Annotated in this window: 22 protein-coding genes and 2 pseudogenes; 11 read left to right on the top strand and 13 right to left on the bottom strand. The window is 43.2% G+C overall.

Annotated features, from left to right (window positions below):
* The first annotated feature begins 18 nt into the window (after positions 1-18).
* Positions 19-582, top strand: coding sequence for a TetR/AcrR family transcriptional regulator (locus LFYK43_RS01565; RefSeq protein WP_124974743.1), 564 nt, complete (start codon positions 19-21; stop codon positions 580-582).
* A 79-nt stretch (positions 583-661) separates the two neighbouring features.
* Here LFYK43_RS01565 and LFYK43_RS01560 read toward each other — a convergent pair whose 3' ends face one another.
* The 7 genes from LFYK43_RS01560 to thrC form a co-directional block, all read right to left on the bottom strand.
* Positions 662-1,309, bottom strand: a complete 648-nt coding sequence (locus LFYK43_RS01560; protein WP_229717877.1) for a hypothetical protein — start codon at positions 1,307-1,309, stop codon at positions 662-664.
* Positions 1,310-1,354: 45 nt separating this feature from the next.
* Positions 1,355-3,652, bottom strand: a complete 2,298-nt coding sequence (locus LFYK43_RS01555; RefSeq protein ID WP_229717876.1) for a glycoside hydrolase domain-containing protein — start codon at positions 3,650-3,652, stop codon at positions 1,355-1,357.
* A gap of 289 nt (positions 3,653-3,941) precedes the next feature.
* Positions 3,942-5,189, bottom strand: coding sequence for an MFS transporter (locus LFYK43_RS01550; protein WP_124974737.1), 1,248 nt, complete (start codon positions 5,187-5,189; stop codon positions 3,942-3,944).
* On the bottom strand, positions 5,161-6,141 hold the full coding sequence (locus tag LFYK43_RS01545; RefSeq protein ID WP_124974735.1) for a HesA/MoeB/ThiF family protein: 981 nt from the start codon (positions 6,139-6,141) through the stop codon (positions 5,161-5,163). The genes LFYK43_RS01550 and LFYK43_RS01545 overlap by 29 nt, the downstream gene beginning before the upstream one ends.
* A gap of 808 nt (positions 6,142-6,949) precedes the next feature.
* Positions 6,950-7,384: an ACT domain-containing protein gene (locus LFYK43_RS01535; RefSeq protein ID WP_124974733.1), complete on the bottom strand. Its 435-nt coding sequence runs from the start codon at positions 7,382-7,384 to the stop codon at positions 6,950-6,952.
* Entirely contained in the window at positions 7,362-8,270 is a 909-nt protein-coding gene (gene thrB / locus LFYK43_RS01530) for a homoserine kinase (RefSeq protein ID WP_124974731.1), read from the bottom strand. The genes LFYK43_RS01535 and thrB overlap by 23 nt, the downstream gene beginning before the upstream one ends.
* Positions 8,236-9,750 carry a threonine synthase gene (thrC, locus tag LFYK43_RS01525; protein WP_124974729.1) on the bottom strand — a complete coding sequence of 505 codons (1,515 nt, stop codon included), beginning with the start codon at positions 9,748-9,750 and terminating at the stop codon, positions 8,236-8,238. Before thrC ends, thrB begins: the two co-directional genes overlap by 35 nt.
* A 103-nt stretch (positions 9,751-9,853) precedes the next feature.
* Between thrC and LFYK43_RS01520 the strand changes: the two genes are divergently transcribed.
* Positions 9,854-11,056 carry a homoserine dehydrogenase gene (locus tag LFYK43_RS01520; RefSeq protein WP_124974727.1) on the top strand — a complete coding sequence of 401 codons (1,203 nt, stop codon included), beginning with the start codon at positions 9,854-9,856 and terminating at the stop codon, positions 11,054-11,056.
* Between the two features lie 141 nt (positions 11,057-11,197).
* Here LFYK43_RS01520 and LFYK43_RS01515 read toward each other — a convergent pair whose 3' ends face one another.
* The gene (locus LFYK43_RS01515) at positions 11,198-12,598 is read right to left on the bottom strand and encodes an MFS transporter (protein ID WP_124974725.1); all 1,401 of its coding nucleotides are present in this window, start codon (positions 12,596-12,598) and stop codon (positions 11,198-11,200) included.
* Between the two features lie 1,307 nt (positions 12,599-13,905).
* Here LFYK43_RS01515 and LFYK43_RS01510 point away from each other — a divergent pair.
* The 4 genes and pseudogenes from LFYK43_RS01510 to LFYK43_RS01495 all read left to right on the top strand — a co-directional run.
* Positions 13,906-14,676: pseudogene (locus LFYK43_RS01510) on the top strand (IS5 family transposase).
* A gap of 104 nt (positions 14,677-14,780) precedes the next feature.
* Positions 14,781-15,833 carry an ABC transporter permease gene (locus LFYK43_RS01505; protein ID WP_124974723.1) on the top strand — a complete coding sequence of 351 codons (1,053 nt, stop codon included), beginning with the start codon at positions 14,781-14,783 and terminating at the stop codon, positions 15,831-15,833.
* A 4-nt stretch (positions 15,834-15,837) separates the two neighbouring features.
* Positions 15,838-16,518 (top strand): ABC transporter ATP-binding protein, encoded by a 681-nt coding sequence (locus tag LFYK43_RS01500; protein WP_124974721.1) that lies wholly within the window; start codon positions 15,838-15,840, stop codon positions 16,516-16,518.
* A 114-nt stretch (positions 16,519-16,632) separates the two neighbouring features.
* Positions 16,633-17,256 (top strand): annotated as a pseudogene (locus tag LFYK43_RS01495) (IS30 family transposase); the annotation flags it as partial.
* Positions 17,257-17,504: 248 nt separating this feature from the next.
* Here the strand turns inward: LFYK43_RS01495 and LFYK43_RS12680 are convergent.
* The 4 genes from LFYK43_RS12680 to LFYK43_RS01480 all read right to left on the bottom strand — a co-directional run bounded on the left by LFYK43_RS12680 (position 17,505) and on the right by LFYK43_RS01480 (position 19,229).
* Entirely contained in the window at positions 17,505-17,645 is a 141-nt protein-coding gene (locus LFYK43_RS12680) for a hypothetical protein (RefSeq protein ID WP_164507541.1), read from the bottom strand.
* 15 nt (positions 17,646-17,660) lie between these two features.
* A complete protein-coding gene (locus LFYK43_RS01490; protein ID WP_124974719.1) occupies positions 17,661-17,909 on the bottom strand; it encodes a GlsB/YeaQ/YmgE family stress response membrane protein in 249 nt (82 codons plus the stop codon).
* 109 nt (positions 17,910-18,018) lie between these two features.
* Positions 18,019-18,387 (bottom strand): large-conductance mechanosensitive channel protein MscL, encoded by a 369-nt coding sequence (mscL, locus tag LFYK43_RS01485; RefSeq protein ID WP_124974717.1) that lies wholly within the window; start codon positions 18,385-18,387, stop codon positions 18,019-18,021.
* A gap of 470 nt (positions 18,388-18,857) precedes the next feature.
* Entirely contained in the window at positions 18,858-19,229 is a 372-nt protein-coding gene (locus LFYK43_RS01480; protein ID WP_124974715.1) for a DUF1304 domain-containing protein, read from the bottom strand.
* A 234-nt stretch (positions 19,230-19,463) separates the two neighbouring features.
* On the opposite strand from LFYK43_RS01480, the gene LFYK43_RS01475 reads away from it, so the two are divergent.
* A complete protein-coding gene (locus LFYK43_RS01475; protein WP_124974713.1) occupies positions 19,464-20,465 on the top strand; it encodes an IS1380 family transposase in 1,002 nt (333 codons plus the stop codon).
* Positions 20,466-20,474: 9 nt separating this feature from the next.
* On the opposite strand, the gene LFYK43_RS01470 is transcribed toward LFYK43_RS01475, so the two are convergent.
* Entirely contained in the window at positions 20,475-21,545 is a 1,071-nt protein-coding gene (locus LFYK43_RS01470) for an IS30 family transposase (protein WP_124974829.1), read from the bottom strand.
* Positions 21,546-21,674: 129 nt separating this feature from the next.
* Between LFYK43_RS01470 and LFYK43_RS01465 the strand changes: the two genes are divergently transcribed.
* The 4 genes from LFYK43_RS01465 to LFYK43_RS01450 all read left to right on the top strand — a co-directional run bounded on the left by LFYK43_RS01465 (position 21,675) and on the right by LFYK43_RS01450 (position 25,306).
* Entirely contained in the window at positions 21,675-22,043 is a 369-nt protein-coding gene (locus tag LFYK43_RS01465; RefSeq protein ID WP_124974711.1) for a transposase, read from the top strand.
* A 499-nt stretch (positions 22,044-22,542) separates the two neighbouring features.
* On the top strand, positions 22,543-23,823 hold the full coding sequence (locus tag LFYK43_RS01460; RefSeq protein WP_124974709.1) for a replication initiation factor domain-containing protein: 1,281 nt from the start codon (positions 22,543-22,545) through the stop codon (positions 23,821-23,823).
* A 77-nt stretch (positions 23,824-23,900) separates the two neighbouring features.
* Positions 23,901-24,164, top strand: a complete 264-nt coding sequence (locus LFYK43_RS01455) for a DUF3173 family protein (RefSeq protein WP_225419500.1) — start codon at positions 23,901-23,903, stop codon at positions 24,162-24,164.
* The gene (locus tag LFYK43_RS01450) at positions 24,161-25,306 is read left to right on the top strand and encodes a site-specific integrase (protein WP_124974707.1); all 1,146 of its coding nucleotides are present in this window, start codon (positions 24,161-24,163) and stop codon (positions 25,304-25,306) included. Before LFYK43_RS01455 ends, LFYK43_RS01450 begins: the two co-directional genes overlap by 4 nt.
* Positions 25,307-25,354: the final 48 nt, after the last annotated feature.

Genomic DNA, 25,354 nt, shown 5'->3' with positions numbered 1-25,354 from the left:
TGTCCAGGAGATGATTAGATGAAAATTGATTTAGACCACAAACTGACTCGTGGAGCACGGCGAACTTTGACCGCATTTTCTTCAGTCTTCTTAAATTTACTCCAACAAGAAGCATTTGAGAAAATCACGGTCAACCAGATCTGCACAGATGCGGACTACCCGCGAACGACCTTTTACAATTATTTTGAAGATAAGTATGACCTGCTGAATTATTGCTGGTTCCTGATCGTGAGCGATATTCAAATCAATGATTCCCAGCATTTAACACCTGAACAAGCGGCCCATCTTTACTTTGGAAATCTTTATGATCTGTTGACCGAGCGGAAAGAGCTTTTAGGCAAGATCTTGCTGCACAACGATATCGACGGCCAAATGGTGCAAAGTTTTGTTAATTACCTCAAAAAAGAGGTCAACCAAATCATTGGCGACCTCAAATCCGGACTTGAGCACCAACTTCCAAAAGACTTGCTGGTAGCTTATCTTTCCGAAACTGTCATGGTCCTTTTAACTTGGGTCTTTATTGACCAGCATGACCTGCCTAAAGAAACGGCGATCGATTACTTAGAGAAGCTGCTAGCCTAGTAGATCAAACCAAGTCAAAAAAGTGGGACAAGAAACTGGTCTTATGAAAAAACACCCCATAATTGCTGCATAATTGATCCTATTTATCGAAATGAGAGAGTAATTTTCTCAAAGAAAAGGGTGTAAAAACTACGATCAAACAAGGTATCACAAGCGTAATAATAAAAGCTATGAGTTCTTGTAATTCGCTTTTTTCAATGTTACCAGGATAACTTTTGGGGATAGGAATCAAAAAGTCGAGAAAGATTGGCAAATATATAATGCTATTAATTAATACAACACTACTTATTCCGATTACGTAATGAACCATAACAAAAGTTAGGGCTTGATTGTGGCCAAAGTATTTTTTTTGAGCCTCTTGGATAGTTTTTCTTCCAGCTATAATATCATGCCTTGCAGTGCTGAATAGAAGTAAGAAACCTATCAATGCCACAATTATTAGTATAAAGCCGAACAAATTAGCGACTACAACTTCTGAGGGAGAATTTAGAAAAAGGGAGGACAAACCTTTGGAGATGAACCAACTAGATAAAAGTGAAATAATAATTGTGATGATGCTTTTAAAATAGCCATTTTCAATGGTGGTACCATTTATATGGTTACTTAGATACAAAAAGTCAATTGTTATGAAAAAAATGACAGCTAATATTATCATTAACCATGAATACAAGGCTGATATAGCACCTCTTTCTATTTTTTTAATGAATGTGAAGACTAAAATAAGCAAAATGACAAACTAATATATATAGTTTATCATTTTGCTTATTACTTTCTATGCGTTTTGTTCAATTAACTTGCGAAAAGCTTTAGCGGCATCTTTGGCCTCACTGTCGGAATAAGAAGGATACTTTTGTAGTTTGAATTTTTTAAAAGCCAATAAAGCAGTTTTATAAGCCGTACCCCATGAACCTGTTCCACCTTTTAAAAGAGTATATGTGTCATTTTGTAGTGAATCAAGGTCATCATCAAAACGATTACTTAGGTAAGAATTAAACCGAACGGAGCTTTCATTACTGGTGTAATAAGTCTTAATGATTTTGGATATAGTTTGGTTACTTTGTGAACGGATCGTACTGTAAATGTTGAGTGCATCTAAATCGTCAACCAAGTCTTCCCTTCCAAATTGCCCTTTATTACCTACATATGCGGTAATTGAATTATAAAAAGAGCTGTATTTTTTCTCGTCAAGATGAGCATCTTCTATACTTGTCAAAAGATCTCCACACCATCCTCCAAGGTCTTGAATTCCTGAGGCTGACTGTGGTTCTCCCCAAAATAAAAGTGTGTTCAAAGAAGCCATCATGTGTGGTAAGCCAATTTTTATGCCAGTAGTGCTATCATAAAGAGTTTCGAAGTTACTTTCTTTTGAAACATGTAATGCTGAGTTTGCAAATGCCACCCAACTAGTATTTAACCCACCGGCTAAGGGGTCCCAACTTGGTGAAGAATAAGAAAATTGTCTATAAAATTGGGCAACAAGCTGTTCAGCAGGAGTTGAAGAATTTTCACTGCTGATATAACTATACGCCTGGTCTTCAACTTGTTGTAGTTGGGCAAAAAAGGCGGCATTAGGATTTGTATTAACCTTGGTAACTTTAGAAACCCCGTTATCTTTACCAGAAACAGCAACCTGATCCATGTCAATACCTGTTGAGGCTCCGGTAAATTCGTTGAACTGATCAAAGCTCCAATTTTCGGGCATTTTAAACCCTAAATTTCCACTCCACCCGGAAGACATATCAGCAACAAAACTATACTTAACTAACTTGTTGACATGCAAGCAGGCATTGCGTGTTCCATAAATACCTGGGCTATATTCAGTTGAGCCTATAATACCAGCGATACCCTCGAAATAAGGGATAACCGTACTACTCATGTTTCCATCTTGAATATCAACATCAACGGCAAAATAGATAACCGTCCCACTCGGGAGGCCAAGCTGACGGGCAGCATTAACCGCAATTGAACCGTCTGTGAAACCTTGTTTACTATTAAAATAACTTTCTTCATAGCCGCCATCTTCGTAAATCGGAAAGAACTTAAGTCCAGCATCTAATAACAGCTTAATTTCACTGTTAGTCAGACTTTTATCTCGTTCATTGCTGCCAGTCCCGACGCTTCCTGTCAAATAACGACCGACAATATTATATCCAGCTTCTTTCAGTGATTTAGCCGTAGCGGCTGATGTGATTTGAGTAGCCATGTCGACAGCTTCAGAAGAGCGGTTAGTGTTGCCGTTACTAGTTAACAAGCCTTTGATCACAGTCAAATCAGCAGTTGAATTATATGGTGGTAACTTCATAAATTTTCTAAAGGAAACTACACCGTCAGCAACACTTTGCGTAAATTGGCCATTAAAATCTCCTGAATAGAAACCATTAACATAAAGACCATATTGAATAATTTTGACGATTGCCCCAGTTGCGCCAGAATTAACAGTTGGTGTTTTATTGATCGTACCAGGACCATAATAACCATTAGCAGTTCCCGTATCCATCCCTTCAACTGCTTGTAAAGCATAGATCAAAGCAGTGTTCGTATCCTTTTGATAAATCCCATCACATGGTAAAATACCAGTGTAGGCTTGATAATCATGATTAAGCTGTTGTTGCATTGAACGAATTTTAGCATCCCCGCCAGGAACTAAAACAAACGCGCTCATTGTCAACAAGGCTTTCATAATATCCGAGTTTACCTTGGCGCTGGTGTCCTTGAGACCGGCGTCTTTTTTTAATTCAACGACAGCCGCTGCAGTGCTAGCAGTAAATTCTCCAGTAAAGTCCTCAGGGTTGATACCCTTACACCAAAATCCGCCCTGAATGATCTTAACCACATTGTGCTTAAAACCAGTTTTAACTATATTGGCAAATTGGGCGTCCCATTTGGCTGCAGTTGAAGGGCCAAAATTATCAACAAGAGTTGTGATCCCCAATTCGTGTTGTAAAGCTCGAGTTAGCCCATAAACTGTGTTCCAACCAGTATTACCATCCTCGGGCACTTTACCAAAGCCAGAAACTGCACTATAGGTTTTGTTGAGCCAGACCTGTGTCTCTTTTACCATTTCATCCATACATAAAACATCCTTTCTGTGTTTTGTAATCATAAATGTCTAAAACGAACAAGCTTTCAAATGAGTAAGTAGTTTTAAATCCAACCTCCTTAAAAGTTATTTACCAATAATACGAACTTGTGTTCGACTAGACAACTTAATTTTAGCACAGAAAAATAAGAAAGCAAACTTTTATCGAACAAAAAAGATCTTCCAAAAAAAGAAAGATCTAGTAAGATATATAATTTTTGAAGTGTTGTTTTGACAAACGGATTCAGAATTTCAAGCTTAAATTAGCCGCTAAATAATATTAAGAATCCATCTTCTTTTGCATAATTACTAATAATAGTCCAAAGAAAATGGACAACAACCCAGCAGTTGTCCAAAACATCAGCGTTCCTACTTGAATTAAAGATCCCAAGTATCCAATAATCGAAAATAGAGAAAAAACGGAGGTAGCAATGGCATGCATAGCACTAATGTTTTGCATATTGAAAGAACGGTACATTAATTTTTCAAATACATTTCCTGACATTCCCATTACTATTGAGGCAAGTAGTAGGAGAATGATCCGTATTATGTTGGGCATATTGGAAAAGCCGATCAGGACGAAACATATTCCAGAAAACAGATAGTCTAAGATAAAGAAAGTGGTTAGTCGAACTTTTATAAAGGGAGCTATAAAACCTCCAGCAGCATCACCTGCCTGTTGCACTGCATCAACAAGCGAAAATAAAGCGACAGGAATTCCCAGTTCTTTCATTGTAATTGGCAAGAGTTGGAACAAAAGGCCAGTTATGCCGCCCAAAATTGCTTCTGTAAAAATAATTATTATTGCAGGAAAAGCATGTAAAAATTGTTTTCCATCACTCAGTAATCGTTGAACATATCCGCTTTTCGCTTTTTTTTGGTCGTTGACAGTTTCCCCATTATCTATGTATTTTAAGTTAATGTTGCTGCTATTAGGAAGGATGTCTTTTATTAGAAGATAGAAAAAAATACCCAAGGCTGAAGCTATGATACTAATAACAATCAGCGCTCTGAAACCAACGAATAGCAGAATAGGAGAGCTAAATAACCCAGTCAAAATACTGAGACCTGAACTTAGTACGTATTGAACGTCCACAGTCTTTTCAATTTTGGCTTCATCTTCAAATAGTATTTCTGGAATAAACCCAATTTCCAGCGTGTTCGAAACCGTTGATACTGCGACAAGGAGAAGATCCAAACAAGCAACCAGATATAATGTTTGTTTAGATATTAAACATACAGCCAGAAGAAAAATGCTTGTTATTTCAAGTAACTGCATTAATATCAACCATTTTTTTCTGGCAGTTATTCTGTCGAAGACAGGTGCAAGAAAGCCGATAATTGTTGCTGGAACTGCAGCAATAGCACCAAAAAAACCCAATACAGCAGATGATGCGTGATAGCTTTGAACAAGAAGGTATAAAAGAACAATCTCCAACGACGCATAACCGATGATCATACATCCGTGAGCAATAAGAGCCTTATAAAAATTACCATTCTCAATCTTTTGCCGCTGCTCGTATGTCATATTTGAGCACCTCCCACCCGTCCAAATCAATTTGAATTGCTGTCGAAGGTCGTCTAAGCTTTGTAAGGATCATCACAGCGTAATATCCAACCATACCTGCAGCCATAAAAGTAACCGGAGAAATGACGGCTGTGTCAAAATCAGTGCTAATAATAGATTCAGATGTAATTGCATTACTGGCAAGAAAATCCTTAATGTCTACAGAATAATCCGGAATTTTAGCAATTGTATTTATAGTAGTTGATGCATATGATCCGAAGACTACAGGAATTTTAAGTTCTGAAGAAACTTTATCTGCCCAAATATCAATTTCCTTAGGAGTATCCGCACAATTGATAATTAAGTTAATATCTTGGCTGACCATTTCTTTAAGATCATCAATTGTACAAATTTTTTTGTTAATTGTCTCAATAGAAAGCTTGTTGTCAATTTTTTTGAGGTATGACGCACAAGCTTTAATCTTAAGAGTACCAACATCTGCATTGCAATATGTACTTTGCCTGGAGATGTTAGATTCATCGACAGAGTCGTAATCAACTAATACAAGATTCTTAACCCCACTCCTCACCAGCTCTTCCGCTACCGTTGACCCAATTCCCCCTAACCCAATAATAAGAACTACAGAAGATTCTAGTCTTTTCTGATACACAAAAGGGTCTAAATTAGATGTTGTGTCAAGCCATTCGAAAAAGTTTGCGTTTCTCGAATATCTGTCGGAAGAATTATAAGGATTATTTGTAAGTAATCCCAGCTTCTTAAACTTGCCAAGAGCAATTTCCAACTCTGAATCAGATATTTCCAACTCGCTACGTTTAATTTGTCCGTCTAAATATTGAATAAGCAGTCTGTTAATTTTAGTGTTTGGAATATGTCTTACAATGTTTTTGTTTCCAGCACCAAATATAATGTTGCCTTTATATTCAAGCGGTTGCAGTGTCTTTTTAATTCTCATGATAAATCCTCCCTAACTTAAAACGACAAGCAGTGCGTATTCACTGCTTGCGTCTAATTGATGAACCTATTGAACAATACAAAGATAACAATAAAGGCTCATCGATAATGCTATCTTTTGCCCCAACGCCAACCACCAGGCAACTCTACTACTTCTGTCATAAATATCACCTCTTTTGGCCAATATTGGACATCAATCTTCATCCATGCTTATCTTACATCGAATAATTATAAAAATCAAATATAAATCTAACCATTTCATCGTCATTTTTTAATTTTTTTGCAATAGAACTTTTTTATTTATTTTTTTATTTAATAATCTTAATTTAAAGAATCGAACTGACGATTATAGATAATTTTTTCGCTTTATTTGCTAATGTAGGTGCAACAAAAGTTTGAAAGTGAAATCATGCAGAAAATCTCCGACTTGATGGGGATTTTCCGTATAAAAATGATGATGTGACAGACATTCGCTTCTTGACAGATTTTGACGATTGGGTAGACCATCTGGGTGGAGATTACGGCGACCAAGATATTTAAGTGTGACTTAAAATGGATTATAGACCATGCTTTACAAGGAAAATGGCATGGTTTTCGAGAATTTCATTCGGTCCGTTATGGCAACTATGGTAATCAAAATGACGGCTGAATCGTAGTTTATAAACTAAATCACAATGAGTTGCTTTTACTGGTGGTGACGACTGGACCAGATGAAATTTTGACACAATAGATCAAAATAAAGCCCCTGATTTTAACTAAAAAATCAGGGGCTATTTGAATGGACTTTTTGGATGTTTTCCCAGATACACTTATTCCATGGCCACTAAGTGAACATTGCTGGCACCTGAAATTTTTTTGATAATGTTCAACAACACGGTGATCGTCTCTGTCATTTGATTGATGTTCAGTGAAATCACGATGCTGGCTACATTATTAATTGGCACATTTTGGTTGATTGTCAGAACGCTGGCACCTGAAAGCGAAATTTTTTGCAAAACTTGCGCCAATAACCCGCTCTGGTCGGCCAACATCAGTGAAATCACAGCCTTACGAATGCCGACGTTTTCATCTGGCGAAAAGACCAGATCCTTATATTTATAATATGTCCCCCTGCTGATGCCCACTCTTTTGACCGCGTCACTGACCTGTGTAACCTCACCTTTTTCCAATAACTTGCGGGCTTGGATCACCTTGCCAAAAGAGTCGGGCAAAATTGAGCTGTCAACGATATAATACTTCTCCACGTTCTATTACCTCACTTTGCAGACCATCGTGATCGATCGCGACCTCGTTGATCTTCCATTGCGGGAAGGCTGCCTGTGCTTCTGCGACAAAGAAATCAGCTGCTTCTTGATCAGGCATGATCGCCATTAGTGTCGAACCGCTCCCGCTGATATACATCGTACCATGAAACGCCTCAGTCATCTTCTTCGCTTGCCCGTACTCAGGAATTAATTTGGCGCGGTATGGTTCGTGGATCAAGTCGTGGCAGGTCTGGTGCAAGAGCCTGTCATCTCCGGTCTCCAACGCCCGTGCCATAATTGTGCAGCGGCTGACCTGGTGGATCGCCGTGGCATAATTCATCGTTGTGGGCAAGACTGCCCGCGCCTCTTTTGTACTGATCGGATAATCCGGGATCAAAGCTGCAAATTTTAACGACTCTGACACCTCATACTGAGCCAGCACAGGCTCACCTGCTTCATCGTCTAAAAATGTGACACACAACCCGCCGTATATTGAAGGTGTGACATTGTCAGGATGCCCTTCCATCTCGATGGCCAGCTTCAATATTTCTTCTTTAGACAGCGCGTTGTTAAACCAAACTCCGGCTGCCTTGAGTCCAGCAGTAATGCAGACAGCTGAACTGCCTAAGCCGCGTGCAACCGGAACTTGGCTGGCAATAGTCAGCTTAATGCTTGGCACGGGCTCATCTAAGTATTTGCATCCCTTGACAAATGCTTGGTAAACCAAATTGTGTTCATTTTGATATTCGGATGGGCAGCCGTTGATCTCCAGCCCTGCGGGATTTTCTTCAAAATAAAATTCTGAGTATAAGGAGACGGCTAGCCCCATGCAGTCGAAGCCTACCCCAAGATTAGCGCTGGTTGCTGGTACTTTGACTTTGATCATCAAAAATCGCCTCCGTTTGTTCTTTTACATATTCCTGCATTTCTGCTGGAACCAGTACTTTTTTGGACCTCTGCGGTAAATGATCTAATTCAAGCAAATTTTGCGGGATCGACATGTGCGTGTACTCCGCAATTTTTTGCATCAAAGACACCGTGTCAGCCGGCAAGTTGGCTTGCGGCCAGAGCGCCTGTGCCGTTGTTTCGGCAAACTTATACGGATTGGCCGTGGACAACAGAACCATCGGCGTCGAATCGCGTTTTTGATATGCGTGCATAACATGGTATCCGGCTGCCGTGTGCGGGTCCATTAAATACCCTTCTTGCTCATAAACCTCGCGGATCGCGGCTTTAATTTGTGCATCAGTACTGTACCCGCAGGCAAAATCGGCTTGCAAGTTCTCCAGCAATTTGGCAGTGATCTGGTAACGACCAGTTGCTTCCAGCTGGTCCATCAGTTTTTTGACGTAACCGCTGTCCAAGCCCGACTCATAGTACAAAAGCCGCTCTAGGTTGCTGGAAACTTGAATATCCATGCTGGGGGCTGCCGTTTGCAAGAATGGTCGGTTACGATCATAGACTCCGTTGCTAAAGAAATCCACCAGCACGTTATTAGCATTGGAAGCAACGATCAGCTTTTTAACGGGTAAGCCTAAGAGCTTAGCGTAGTATCCAGCCAGGACATCTCCGAAATTACCAGTTGGAACCGTAAAGTTGACCTGGTCGCCTAATTCAATCGTACCTTGAGCAACCAGCTGCTGATAGGCAGCAAAATAATAGACAACTTGCGGTGCCAAACGGCCAATGTTGATCGAATTTGCGCTGGAAAGATGCACCCGCTCACCTAATTTTTCCTGCAGTTGAACGTCATTAAAGATCTCTTTGACGTGCTGTTGGGCATCGTCGAAGTTGCCTGTGATCGCCGCGACCTTGGTATTTGTCCCGTTCGTTGTCAGCATCTGCTTTTCTTGGATCGAACTGACCCCGCCATCGGGGTAAAAGACGACGATTCCAACATTTTCTGTATCTTTAAAGCCTTCCAAAGCTGCTTTGCCGGTATCGCCGCTTGTGGCGGTCAAAACAAGGCTGCGTTCACCGGGACTTATGGCATATTTCAGCAGATACGGCAGGATCTGTAATCCCAGATCCTTAAAGGCGCTGGTCGGTCCATGCCAGAGTTCCAAGGCATAAAAGCCGCCCACCTGCCGGAGCGGAGTGATTTGTTTGCTATCAAATTTATCATCATAAGCATTTAGGACGCTGGCTTTAATTTCAGCTGGAGAAAAATCGGGCAACAGGCATGCTAAAATCTTTTGCGCGAGTTCCTGATAATCCAAATTCAAAATTTCAGCCAGGTCGAGCTGTTCCTCACCCAGCTCCGGGTCGACAAATAAACCGCGGTCGCTGGCTAAGCCCTTTTTTAGTGCTTCCTTAGCCGAAACATAAAATTGCTCGCTTCTGGTACTGGTAAATTTTTTGCCCATTTGAAATATCTCCTTGCCTTTTTGTAATTATCATGATAATCTGTTCACCATACAAATACAAGTGTTTGTTTTTAAAAAACACATTTTCTTGGAGGGGACGAGCGTGAATCTTGCAATTTTAGGTTTTGGAACAGTTGGGACCGGCGTGTTTAATCTGGTTAAGCAGGTCAGCCGTCTGACTGAAGAGCTGCATGTCAAACATATCTTGATCAGAAAAAACAAAAAAGCTGCCATACCAGAAATGACAGCTGACTATGACAAAATTTTGAATGATCCAGAAGTTGATGTCGTTGTGGAAGTGCTCGGAGGCTTGGAACCGGCTCACCAGTATATTCTAGCTGCCTTGCGCCATCACAAGCATGTCATTACGGCCAACAAAGCTGTAATTGCCTGTTACTTGCAGGAATTCACGCAAACTGCTGCAGAAAACGGGGTCAAATTTTACTTTGAATCCAGTGTTGGCGGTGGCACTCCTTGGATCTCTGAAATTGAACGAGCAGCTCGGATCGACGATGTTAACCAAATTCAGGGGATTTTCAATGGGACCAGTAATTTTATCCTCGACCGGATGAAAAAAAGCGGTGCCGCGTTTGGTGAAGTTTTGGCCGAGGCGCAGGAATTGGGTTATGCCGAGGCCGACCCGAGTGCCGACATTGACGGCTGGGATATCGCCAACAAACTCTGCATCAGCTGCGACATTGCCTATGATTGTTTTGTTGTACCAACCAAGGACTTGCCGGTCTTTGGGATCCGCAACATTACCGCTGCCGATATCACCGCTTTTGCACGCGAAGGATACACAGTCAAGTTAATGGGTAAAAGTCATCAGGAAGGCAACAAGTTTGACTACGTGGTTGAGCCCACACTGTATCAAAGCAACACTTTCGAAGCAAACACGCATGAAAATTACAATCTGATCTCCCTCCATGGTCAGACCATCGGCGATTTAAGATTTATCGGTCAGGGCGCCGGGCAATTACCGACAGCCAATGCCATAATCCAAGATATCTTGGATATTTATCAGTCAAGAAATCACTTGGAGCGTAACTTTAAGCGCCAGCTGACCTTTCAAGCAAACTTGACAAAAAGCAACTATTTACTGCGAGCCGTCTTCAATTGTCAGCAAATATTTGCCAACTATGCTCCCATACAGCAGGGAGATTATTTATTGATTCACCAGATCCCAGTAGGTTTGATGCATAGCCTCATGAAAAAGATCCAGGCAAAAGACCCGCAAGCCTGGATGGTCAATCTGCCGGTCGCAGAAGTGAGTAAAGTCCAAGCAAAACAACTCAGTTTTAGTTGAAGAAAAAAACTAGTGAATGACCAACGAATTTTTGTAATCAAAAACCCCTTCCAATTGGAGGGGGCTTTTTTTCGGTGATTGACTATTATCTTCTACCAGAATTACACACTATACTGTGTGCAGGATCTGAAAAACCATTGACTACAAGTTATTCAACTTTTTACTTTTAAGCTGTCTACTGATCACAACTGTACTTAAACTGATCAATGCCAGAACAACCAGCAGGCCATAGTCAACTCTGCTTCCACTAGCGGTCAAAGACTCCACCTTGCCTGGCTGCAGACGTTTGGCAGAAATCACCGCAGACAAAACACTTGTCCCAAAGGAACCCGCAAACTGCTGAAATGTATTGAACAACGAATTTAAATCTGCGTTTTTGTCGGCAGAAACTTGTAGGCTGGCATCTGTCATGGAATTGCTAAAGCCCAGATTAAAGCCGCTCCGCAAGAAAACATAAATCAGCATGATCATGAGCAGTGTTGCCGTGAAAGTGGATAAATAGAAAAGAGTTGTCCCGATCAAGATAAAAATGCTTGAACATAACAGTGGGACAAATGCCCCGTGCTGATCAAAAATCCGGCCAGCCAGCGGTGAAATCGCGGCACCGATCAATGAACCCGGCAACAATACTAAACCAGCTATAAAAGCACTGGCATGCAGGTTATCCTCGATAAAAATCGGGATCACAAAGGAGATCCCAATGTTAATAAATTGCAGGATAAAGAAGTTTAACCATCTCAAGCCAACAACTGGGTTATGCAGCAGACCAAAGTTCAAAATTTTGCGTTGCGAGAAATGCAGGTGCAGTCCTAATAAAACGGCTGCCGCTCCAAAAACAACAAATAACCAGCCAAAGCGCTGATCACTGAAACCATAATTACCAGCATTGGCAAAGGCTAAACTTAAGCTGCCGAAAGTGACGGTCAGTAAGATAACCCCCAGCCAATCAAACTTAGTCGTTGTCCCTCGCGCCTCAAGTCGAATATATTTGCCGCCGATCAGTGCAGCAACCAGCAGAAAAACTAACGCAACAATGAAAATAGCACGCCAGGACCAAAAAGCAGACAGCGTTCCGCCATATGTGGGGCCAAGAGCTGGCGCCAAGGAAATGATCATTGCAGCGATCCCGAGGTAAACGCCCCTTTTGCTTTGCGGAACAAGCGATAAAACAATGTGATACATCAACGGAGTAGAAACACCGGTCGAAATTGCCTGAAGCAAGCGTCCTCCAAGTAAGATCGGAAAAGATTGGGCCGTTGCACAGAGCAATGTTCCAATCATATTAAAAATAATTGCAGTCATAAATAAAGTGCGGGAATTAAACTTTTGGTTCAAAAATCCGGTAGTGCTCATCACGATCGTCACCATTAGCAGATAGCCCGATGTGACCCACTGCATGGTACCAAGTGAAACTGAAAATTCACGCGTTAACTCTGGAAAAGTCACGTTCAATGAAGTCTCTACCAAAATCCCAATAAAAGATAAGATTGCGGCCGCTGCAATCGAACCTATCGTTTGGCGGCTGACTTTTTGTTCGTTCATACAAAATAACTTCCTCTCTGAAACACTAGCAATAATTTCCTGGGAAATAAACGTCTCAAACGAATGAAATTTAGAATCGCGGGGTAAACCGCCCTTTAGGACACTTTGCTAAATCAATATTATATAATGTGCTGATGGAATGTGCCACAAACGTGCCACCCCACGAAAAAAGAGAAGCGTTGTTGGCTTCTTTTTTTAACTAGCAAAACGTTATACTGAGTTCAGGCTTCTTGTAACTCCGATTTTAACTTGAAGTGCAAAAGCTTATAGACTAGACCAAAAAGGTCATGATGACTCCTGTCTTATAAGCATCTTATGCATATAAGAAAGGAGCCATCATGGCCCACTCTCAGATTAGCACGACAGGACAACATCAATAACTCAGTTTAGACGAACGGGGGAAGCTTCAAGCACTCCATCAAGCTGCTTTCGTCATCGCTCAAACCGCCGAGCAGATTTATCGCAACAAGTTTACAGTTAGCAGTGAACTCAGGCGTGGCAATACCGAACAGATCCGTGGTGCTGGCAGACACTACCAGCGTTACTTTGCCGAAACCGGTGTTGCCGTATACGAGAAGAACCGTGCTGTGTGTTGTCCAGGCACACACTTAGAGCAGTGCTCAGAATCCTACGCAGAGCTTATGGTGGTGCTCATAGTGTCTCCTCGAATCCGCAGCGTTGGTAGCTTTGTGCACAGATATAAGCGGGTACATTCAGAACTGCCATGCCGGGTTAGCGCGACATCGACAAGAGCCTATTAGAGGTGCTTAACGGTGATCTACCGATGAAGCCACCCATCATTTTCCAAAATTAGGATGGAGCCAAACCTTTCGGATGCTTTGCGGCATTTTTGTATACGCTATCCGTAACATGGCTACTCTTTGTGAATTAAATTTCGTGGCAAACAAGCTTCCAGTTCTTTATCCTTTGCGAATGTCTATAGTTTTGATTTTTTGAAGCAGGTCCTTAAATTGTTAGATGGCCGCAAGCGTGTTTGGTTTGCGGCTTTCAATCGATGCCGTTCAAGTCGTGGGTGCTGTTGCGCCTTTTGGACTTATACTGAATAACCAGTTTTTCAGTCGAACACATGGAGCGTCTGTTTTTAGGTTACGTTTGAACACATTGTTATACAAGTGGAATAAACGGTGGAAGTTTGGTATGATTAAACTGTGTAACCGTAATCAAAGCCACATCAAGTTAACAATATAAATTAAGATGTGTCTTCAAACTCAAAAATATTCGCGAATTGCCTACTAGTTGTACGAAACGGCCTGAATCTGATATGTTGGAGTAAAGGGCTGATTGTGATGCTTACTCATCGCTATGAGATCGCTGATGAGCAATGGACCCAGATCGAGTCATTATTTCCACCATAAAGTACAGGTCGTCCAATATTACGAGATAATCGGACCATGTTAAATGCGATTCTGTGGATCAATCGGACTGGTGCGCCTTGGCGTGATTTACCTGCACGATTTGGACCATGAAAGTCGGTTTATACACGGCTTTCCCGCTGGGGCCGCGATGGTGTATTGGAATGTATCTTCCGCGCGCTTCGCTAGGACGCGGATATGGAATACCTGCATATTGATTCGACGGCTGTTATTGCGCATCAGCATAGTGCCGGTGCTAAACAAAGCGGTCCTAAACTTGAAAGCAATAATATTGGTTGTTCCGTTGGTGGTAATTCAACTAAGATACATGCGCTGGTCGATGCATTGGGAAACCCGGTTAAATTTATGTTAACAGAAGGCAATCGTCATGACGGTCCCGTAGCGCTTGAATTATTGAAAACCATTCAGTTGACTGGGGTTAATGTCGTTGCCGATAAAGCATACGGTGGTAAAGCAATTCGAGAATTCATCACGAGCCAAGGCGGAAAGTATACAATCCCACCAAAAGAGAATAATCGAGAACCATGGTCAGTAGACTGGTGGATATATAAAGAAAGACATTCAATTGAGTGTTTCTTTAATCGGCTTAAACATGTTAGACGGGTAGCTACTTGCTACGATAAGACGTCATATGTGTTCCGAACATTTGTTTACGCTGCGTCAATAGTGTTAATGACTAGATAGTTTGAAGACACATCCTAGAAAAATCATTTTGTAATCTCATCATAATATCATGTATGCTTGTGTATAGTAAGTTTGTTGAACTTCAACAAATACAGGAGGAACAAATGTTTTTAGCAATTAGAGAGATTAAAAAAGAAAAACTACGGTACGGCTTGATTCTAACAGTCGTCGTCTTAATCAGTTATTTGATTTTCATTTTAAGTGCCCTGGCGCTCGGGCTGGCAACAGCTAACACCGCAGCGGTGGACAGCTGGCAGTCTAAGTCGTTTGTAATGACCAAAGACGCTAATGGTAATGCCGGACAGTCATTACTGACAACGAAACAGGTTGATCAGTTAAGCGACGACAAAACCGCAACACTTGGCATTACACCAGTTAATATGAAAATTGGCGGAAAACGTGAATCCGCACAATTCGTTGGGATGAATAACGACGAGTACATCGCTAAAAACCTACAATTAACCAAGGGGAACTTGCCAAAGGCAGCTAACGAAGTCGTCCTCGCTGACTCAGTTGATAAGGATATTTACGGTATGGGGGATAAAATTTCGATTGGGTTATCTGATACGAAATATAAAATCGTGGGTTATGCGAAAAATGCCACGTATAACACCGCACCTGTTATTTATGGCGAGTTAGCGCAATGGCGTATCATTAAGGGCGTGTCAGATCAATTCCAGGGTAGCGTCGTTGCTTCAAAAACGTCACAATCGGTCGATGATAAAGCATTAAAGACTTATTCATACCAAGCCTTTATCAATAAATTGCCAGGTTATACACCGCAAAAAGCGACGTTTGGTCTCATGATTGGATTCCTGATTGTCATTTCATTGATTGTGATTACCATCTTCCTCTACATTCTAACGGTTCAAAAATTGCCTAACTTGGCAGTTTTGCGTGCACAAGGCATTCCAAATCTTTTTTTGGCCCAAAATACGTTATTTGAGACGTTCTTTATCATGGCAACTGGTATCGTCGTTGGTGCCGTACTATCGGCATTAACTGAATTTGGGATTCCAGATAGCGTACCAATGGCATTTGATTGGGGATTGATGGTACTCATTGCGGTCGGATTGATGGTAACCGGGTTACTGGGTGCAATCATTCCGATTCGTGTGATTAGTAAGATTGATCCGGTATCAGTAATTGGAGGTTAAAAAGATGCGTGAAGAAAAACTAGCCCTTGAACACGTGACGAAACAATTTGGTCAGAAAACCAATTTAGTTACGGCACTAGAAGACGTCAGTTTAGCGTTTAAAGCTGGTGAGGTGTCGCTTATCATTGGGCCTTCAGGATCTGGTAAAAGTACCTTGCTAACCATTTTAGGCGGGTTACAAACACCAACAGACGGCTCAGTTCGTTTGAATGGCCACGATATCAGTGATTTGAGTACCAAAGAAGCCGAAAAAAGACGACTTGAACAAATCGGTTTCGTCTTGCAGGCGTACAATCTTGTGCCATATTTAACCGTAGCAGACCAATTCAAACTTGTTGACCAGGTAAAGCCTAACAATAACCTCAGTCAAGATGGATTTGACAAAATTATTGAAACGCTAGGCATTCAAAAATTATTAAACAAATACCCTGGCGAATTGTCTGGCGGTCAACAACAGCGCGTTGCAATTGCCCGTGCGTTTTATACAGACCCGGCGATCATCCTAGCCGATGAACCTACGGCAGCCTTAGATACGGCACGTGTCAAAGAAGTTGGCCAACTTTTTGCCAATATTGCGCATGACGAGGAAAAAGCAGTCGTCATCGTCACGCACGATGATCGTCTGCGAGAGTTTTCTGATAATGTCTACAAAATTGTCGACGGAAAACTATCTAATACGGACTGATTAACACACTTGCTCTTATGATGAGATTTCGGACTAGTTTTTCTCGTTTGCTAAAATATCATCATAAGGGCAATAGATATTTAGTTATGTTTTTGTCGAGCTTGCATTTGTGATAGTCCGCTTGTAGCAAGGGTTGACGCAGGTCTGCTCCCAATCACCAACCTAGATTTACCCGTCAAGTTACGGCGTCGCATCAAGCGACCAGGATTGCGCCACGCTCGCACTAACAAGCATAAGCTCGGTGAGTCGATTGAGAATCGGCCAAAGGCCGTTGACGACCGTCTAGGAGTCGGCCACTGGGAGGGCGACCTGGTCAAGGGAAAGCGAGTTGAAAGTGACCCAGCACTGATGACGTTGACAGAGCGGTACTCCCGTACTGAGATAATCGTTAAGCTACCTGACTACCACGCTGAGACCTGCCGTCGGGCGCTTCAGGAGACAATCGATTCTTATGGGGCCAGGGAGTTAGATACCATTACGTTCGACAATGGTTCAGAGTTCTCGGCTTTGGCTCGCGTGACTGGCACGAAGATTTACTTTACTCATCCGTACTCACCCTGGGAGCGTGGATCAAATGAGAATGCTAATGGCCTTCTACGTGAGTATTTCCCAAAAGGAAAGTCATTCAAGAACGTAACCCTTGATGAGATCCAGCCAGCACAGTCGGCGTTGAATCATCGCCCAAGGCGCTCACTGGGCTGGTTTCGTCCTTGCGACTATTACCCCAATATGGCATAAGCTATACCACTAACAAGAATTGGTTATAAAGTGTTGCACTTGATTTGACAATTGAGGGAGTAAAAAAACTCGGCATGCCAATTGACATGCCGAGCTGGGGTTAATTTCGATGCATCTTAAACCACGATACCCTTTTCCGTGTGTAGCATCAAGTCTTCTCGTACCTCAACCGTACCGTATCCTGCTGAAAGTTACGCTTTCAGCAGGATTTTGCGAACGTGTGTCTATCACAGACGGCCCGTATATCATTAGTCATGAATCGAATCCTGCAATTTATCCCCAGCCTTATCTATTTCCTTGGCTGCCAAAATTGTACCAGCTACCAGAGCTCCTCCAACCAGCAAAGTGCTGGCTACCATAAATGTAAAAATTGATTTTAAAGCATCCATGCATATGACCTCCAATCAATCTTTAGATCTACCAACAAAGAATGATACAACCGCTACGACAATCACTGCGCCAACTATCGATGGAATCATTGCCATACCAGCAAGTTTAGGACCCCAATGGCCGAGTAGTGCTTCACCAATAGATGATCCGATGAGCCCAGCAATAATATTTGCAATCCAACCCATCGATTTTCCTTTGCTTGTAATAGCGCCAGCAATAGCACCGATTATTGCGCCAACAATTAGTGACCAAATGAAGTGCATGTAAATCCCTCCCATTAAATATATTCTTTGTTACTAATTATAAGTATACAGGAGTTAAGGCCAAAAAGAAAGCCGAAGATATCTATTCCCTCTTACTACTTACGATAGCTCATTGTGAATTGCGCAGTAAATCGCGAATCTGTGTAAGTAAGAGTTCTTCCTTCGAAACAACAGGAGCATCAGGTTTTTTAGACGGCATAATACGATTAACCGTCTTGACAATAATAAAGACTACAAAAGCAGTGATCAAGAAGTTAATGACGTCGTTAAGAAAGCTGCCATACGTAAATTTTGCGTTCAAAATTGTAAAATATAGCTTACTTAAATCAGCCTTACCTACAAACATAGAAATAATTGGGTTGATCAAGTTTTTGGTCAGGGAAGTTACAACAGCGGTGAACGCACCGCCAATAATGACACCTACAGCAAGATCTAGAACGTTGCCACGCATAATGAAGTCTCTAAATTCTTTAATCATTTTGAATGCCTCCAAATTTTATGTTACGAAAAGAAGTATAGCAGAGTGGGGACGTTCTGAAAATTAAAAATAGCGCCTCATAATGAATTGGCTGGCGTCTGCCTAGCTATTTAGATAATCACCTAGGTTTGAAAATCAGTGCAAATCAGTGACAAGCCCAAAACTAGAAATGCTTTTATACCGATATTTTGAGCACCCGTGGCACTCAATAATAACTCATTCTAGAGGCGAGGCCCATATAACTTGCACGTCATGAAAGACCACAGAGTAGTCACGTGTACCAACCATGTGCATACCAATTAGTACACCCTAGTCCCTATATGGGGCTTATTTTTTTGCAATCAAAAAGCCCGCCGGATGGCAGGCCAATAATACTTTCAATAGCTTATCCTCATCAGAATTAACTGGCATATCTAACGATTCTTACCGTTTCTCTAGGAGCCAAAGTTTATCTTACTATGAGGAGCACATCAGTGTACAAATATAAGCATAAAAAGCGCTACGATTGCGGGACTACCCTGTGTAAATATGATTTTCTTGTTAGCTGTCAGTGATCCAAAAGCGGCAGCAAGCACGACAAAACCCACGAATAAAATCTGAACGTGGTAGGAGGCACCACCACTGAGCCCATATCGAGCATATAACAAGCCTACACCGATAAATCCATTATATAGTCCTTGGTTTGCCATCGATGATTTGGCTTCTTTGGTGGCAAGATATCCTTTTGACAAGTCAAAAGCCTTACGGGCCATTTTTGTTTGGGTGCCAAACATCTCGAGAAGCATTATCAGCAATGCCTCAACGGCGACTAGTAGCACGAACATATCCTTTACAAATAGCATTACCTATTCCCCCTAAAGAAATTCATTAAAATTTAAAATTTATACGATAAAGCATAGTATAACAGACTTCGGAGCGGGAGAACATTTAGCCTGGATTATTCTTAAACACGACAAAATACAGCGCAACCTCATGACTGGCATGAAGTTGCGCTGCTTTGTGTTTTTCACCCACTGGGTGCGGTCTTGTGATATTGTAGAGTCGCTGAAAACCAACAATATGAAGGCCATAACACAATGCTTAGACTACGCGCAACTTCACTTCAATGCAATCCTCATTTATCTGTTATCAACGACGCCGGACAATTATCCAATGATGCTGGAATGATACTACCAATTGAATTTACCAATCGGATCCACCTCAAAAACTTGATTCGTAATACGATTTTCTTTAATGATGAGCGAAAATTTGCCAAGATCTCTTTCGTATATCTATTTGAATTTACGCTTATGCTCCGGATTGCCGGTTATTGCACTGACTCTGCGGCAAATACTTGGCGTCAGGATCCTGCTATTAGGATTGCTTTAGGTGAGTATGGTGTGGCCTCTCAAGCTTCTATTTCACGTTTCATCGCAAGCCTGACTCAAGATAATCTGGTTGAAACCCAAAACCTGTTACTGAAACTGGCTGATGTGGTCCTTAAAGATCCTTCACGCACTGAAATGATCCTTGATATCGACTCCACACACTCGGATACCTTCGGCCATCAAGAACACGCAACCTATAATGGTCATTATTCAGCTAATGGCTATCACCCTCTGCTGGTTTTTGATGATGCCACCGGGCTTTTACTAGGTGCGCAGTTGCGCCCGGGTAACGTCTATACCAGTAGCGATGCTGATACGTTCATCGCCCCGATCCTTGATCATCTTAAAGCCTTACGCCCTGATATGAACATCACAGTCCGCGGTGATTCAGGCTTTGCCAAGCCAGAGTTTTATGCAGCCTGTGCCAAGCGCAGTGTTAAATTTATTGTCCGGCTGAAGAAGAATAACCGCATTAACGAACTCACCACAACGGCAACTCAAGCCACTGAGATGACGACTGATTTTCAAAGTGAAGACCACGAACTGGACTATCAAGTTAAAACTTGGGCGGATAATTATCGCGTGATCGTGCATTCTGAAAGTAAGGCTGAGTCTTTTCTTTGGGACGATCATACTTTATTGGTCCGCAAATTGCAAGAACAAGTTAGCCACCCCATGGCACGACACCGTGAGATGAACTGTTATCTTTGATGAGTTGAGTTAGCTGGCTACGACTACCTTGGCAGCTCGTCGCTGAGCTCGAGCGCGCTCAGCGACGAAGACTTCCTCGGTCGTCCGATATCTGAGTTGGCGACGAGGGAGGCGGTTGAGCCGATCTTGAGTCTCGGCGACAGCTTGTGGGCTGACAGCGTCTAGGGATTCACCTTTGGGAAAGTCTCGCCGAACCATCTTATTGTGGACCTCGTTGGTGCCGCGCTCGCTGGAACGGTATGGATGCGCATAGTACACGGTGGCCACGCCATCGACCACCGAGTCTAGGTCGGCGAACTCAGAGCCATTGTCGGCAGTAATTGTTTTAATGACGTCGCCGTACTCCGCAACGATACCGCGCATGGCGTAGTTTACGGAGTCGGCGTCGCGGCCGTCAATCAGACGCATGAACTGGAAACGGGACTTGCGTTCGATGAACGTCATAATGACGCTCTCTTGACCATCACGCTTACCCACCACTGTATCTAACTCGAAGTGGCCGAACTCACGGCGACTATCCACACTTTTGGGGCGCTCATCGATACTGCGTCCAGTAAGCAGGCGTTTATGCTTGGTGTTGGCCTTGTGCTTGATGTGGTGGCTGGTCTTCTCCAGCAGATCAATATTCTTGATCTCCAGGAGCTGAGCATCAATGTAGCTGTACAGCGTCGCCGTGCAAACCATCTCCTCGGGTCGATAGAGCTTCTTTTCCTTGGCTCGGCCAACCACGGCGTCTGGGGACCAGCCGTCTTGTTTAAAGTGTTCTGTGAAGTGAGCGATGAAGTCAGCGGCTTGGACGAGCTTGAGAGGTCTGTGGCATCGCCGCCGGTTATCTTCGTAGCGAAGCTGGGCTGTCTCAGCGCTGTATTCAGTGCGATACACACGCTTGCCATTGATCTTCTGAACCTGATCGATCTGGCCTCGGTTTAGCTCGTTGGCGACGGTTTGCCGGCAGATACCAAGTATGCGTGCAATTTCTCGATTTGACTTCTCCTCTCCATGAAGTGCAGCGATTTTTCCACGTTCGAAAGCAGTCAGATGGTGACCTTTGGTGTGAGACATGATATTCTGTTCTTGCATCAAGACGATACCTCTTTCATTAATTGTGTAGGAACTTTAATGATAACAGGTCGTATCGACTTGGTGTTTTTTATTTTGTCTGAGTGCTAACGATAGTGGCTAACTTGATTGTAAAACGCGGGTACTTTATTGGTCACTAATGATACGAAGATTCCGTGTGAAACATTGATCACCCGCTATCGTCAACGCGGAAGAGTCGAAGATCTGATCAAAGAATTGAAAGCCGGTTTTGCTTTCGACAAGAATGACAGTCACTCGTTTACGATGAACGCTGCTAGGGCCTTGATCAGTGCTGTTGCTTACAACATCGTTCAACTATTCAAACTCATTTTGATACCTTTTGACTCACGAAAGACAATCGCAACCTTGCGCTTTGAATTGCTCCATGTTACGGGTAAGATCACGCATCATGCGCACCGAATCGTCCTACATTTAGCTTCAAGCCAAGTTTTTAGTGGCTTTATAGGCAATGTGTTGAACGATATTTTGCAAATGTGACCAAAGCAACTAAATGGTCGGGCCTGGCCGAAGTGTTGAAATACGTTCGGTCTATTTGGCGACGCCGACTCTGAATAAGTTGGCCAAAATCAAGGTGTATTGATTCGGCATGGCGAAGTTAGTGTCGCTATTGAGCCTATGGTTGTATTTCACAAACCTATGAATAAATCAGGTTCATGTTAAGATCCTGTTACAGTTCAACTTTCAGTTTCAAAATACGTCCTACAAACAGTCTGTATATGTTGAGAGCGAAAGTTCTCACAGACCTTCCGGAAGGGTATTGCAACGCATCGCCGCCGTGCGCGGCGTGCAGCGCGAAAGCCGCTAGCGCGAGCGGCGGCGGTCGGCGTTAGCCGGCCGCCTCAAGCCCCCAGTATCTAATAGGGGGGCAAATACAAGTAACAAGAAATCCGACGGTAGGCATAAAGCGCCTGTGGCACGGCCTTACCGTATAGGTAAAACGCCGAATTGCTGTTAGGACGCTTGGAAAGGAGCTAACATGCTCAAAGACTTAAACTTAATTGGCGGCATGACCAACAAAGATTGGCTTGATCAAGTCCACGACGAAATGCGCGATAACAATATTACTCAAGGTCAGCTCGCAGACATGGCTAATTACAGCCGGTCACACCTGAATCAACTGCTGGGTCGCAAGAAGCCGCTCAACGATAAAGCCCGATTAGACCTGACGTTGGCGTTGCGTGCGTTGACCGGTCAGAATAATCTGGACGTCTGTATCGACTATCTCAGCGTCACCTTCAAGACGCACGACTACGAAGAGTTGATTAACGAACTGTTCCAAATCAGCCCGATCCATTTCAATCTCCACGACGGCGCTCACTACGGCTATTCAGCAACCTTAACATGCGGTGAGATCAAGATGATGTTATCACCTTACCAAGATGTGGATGCCGAAGATTACAACCCGAAAGACGACAGTGGCACAATGATTGAGCTGAAAGGTCAAGGTTGTCGCTACGTCGAATCGTATCTGCAATCGCAACATCGAACTTGGTACGATTTTCTCGAAACTTGTCTCAAACTGGATTGCCACTTCACCCGACTTGATTTAGCCATCAACGACCGCAACGGATTACTAGATGTGCCAACACTAATTGAGAAGTGCGATCATGATGAATTCAGCTCACGCTTTCGCGGGTTCAGGGACAACCGCACCAAACAGTGGCACGCCTCTGGGCGCACCTTGTACCTTGGTTCGCCACAAAGCGAAGTCAATTTCTGTATCTACGACAAGGCATTTGAGCAACATCAGAAACACCCAGAAATCGCCATTGAAGATCAACCGATCCGTACTCGCTTTGAAGTGCGGCTACGCCGCGAACGTGCCGCCACAGCGGTTGAACATCTATTGGCGACGCGCGATCCCGAACAAGTCGTGTTCGGCATCATCAATCAGTATCTGCGTTTCTTGACGCCAAGTCATAAACCCAGAAGTGAGTGGGTGTTAGATCCTCGTTGGGCGGCGTTCATCGGTAACAATCGGGATAAGCTGCGACTTTCCACTAATCCAGAACCGTTAAACTATGACCATATTACGCGGTGGTTGAGAAAGCAAGTCGCACCCTCACTCAAGATGTTGCAGTTGATTGACCAGTACAATAACACAAACGAACTCAAAGCCATCATCGACAGTGGTAAGTTGACGCAACGCCACTGGGACGTGATCCACCATTTTCAGCACCAACGCAACGGTGTTATGACCGATTCAAAGCAACGTGAGAAATCAAAAAAGAGCGACTACGCTGACCAAAGCAAGTAGTCACCCTTCACAGATAAAATATGGGTTCTATCTGGTTTGATTATCTCACTCCCACCAAACTTTAGGAAGTGATTTGATTGAATATTAACGTACCAGAACAGCCAGTCTTCCTGACGATGACTAGAGCTGACCTTATCAAGCTGGGGTACAGTCAATCGCAAGCAAGCCGTATCATCAAAATGGCAAAAGAGTTGTTGCTCAAACGTGGCCTTGGATGGTACGGTAAGAAAGGCGTAGACCGTGTTCCAGTGGAAGCAGTAGACGCAGTATTAGGCTTGAAACTAAGCCAACTTGAGGGTGCACCAAGTGGCCTTTCCGCAGTTAAGGAGGAACTATCTTGACTACGAAAGACCATATTACCAAACAGGCGGACGGCACTTTTAGCTTCCGCGTAAGCTTAGGAACTGACAAACGAACTGGCAAACGAACTGGCAAACGAATTCAAAAACGTGCCAGCGGCTTCAAAACGAAAACGGAGGCGAAAAAAGCAAGAGTTGCAATGTTGGCGGCGGGGATCGCCGATGATGAGGACATCAAGCAGACTAAGTTTGGCGACTTTATGGAAGACGTGTTCAAGCCTTGGTACAAAACCCAAGTAAAGCCACGCACCTACCGTCAGCGGCTAGTATTGATGAACAGTGAGTATCTGACTAGGTTCAACGACATCATCATTGACCAAATTCGGCCGATTGATGTGCAACATTGGCAAGTCAGCGTACTCAAAGACTGTAAGCAATCCTATGCGCGTACCATCAACATTATGTTAGGCCAAGTGCTTGAACGTGCTAAGGTGCTTGGTATCATCAACGAGAATCCAGTACGGGTCGTTGGCCTCATCAAAAAGAAGAAAGCGAAGATCAATTTCTGGACGCAAGCCGACTTCCAAAAGGTACTCGCCAAGACGAACACCAACACGTACACTGGCCGCTTTGATTACACGATGTTGTGGTTCATGTTCATGTCTGGCTTGCGTAGCGGTGAAGCACGGGCGTTAAAGTGGACAGACGTTGATCTTGAAGCTAAGACGGTGAACATCAATAAGACCATGGACTATCACAACCGCAACTGGTTTGAAACTCCAGCGCCAAAGACTGCCGCCAGTCGCCGTACCGTGGCGCTTGATGATGATACCATTGCGTGCTTAGATGCGTGGCAGGTCGCACAAGCGGCGATGGTGACGTCCGAGTGGGTATTCTCACGTGATGGGATTCCGTGCTCTGACGGGCAATTTTTGGATATTGTGGACGCGTACAGTACACTCGCCAAAGTTCAGCGGATTACCGTGCATGGCCTCCGCCACTCGCATGTGTCGCTGTTGATCAGTCTCGGTGAAAACCCGCTCCAGATTAAAGAACGTCTGGGACATGAGGACATCGAAACGACGCTCGGCACTTACGGTCATCTTTACCCCAACAGTAACTTTGAAGTCGCAAAAAAGCTCAACGGGATATTCTCCAAGGAGGTGCCCGATGAGCCAAAATAATTTGAAAAGGGTCAAAACTGTGCCACAGTAAAATCGGTGGTGCTAGAA

This window comes from Ligilactobacillus salitolerans, assembly GCF_003864415.1.
Taxonomy (GTDB): Bacteria; Bacillota; Bacilli; order Lactobacillales; family Lactobacillaceae; genus Ligilactobacillus; species Ligilactobacillus salitolerans.
Note: the sequence above shows the minus strand (reverse complement) of the source record. Positions and strands in the feature narration are given on the sequence as shown.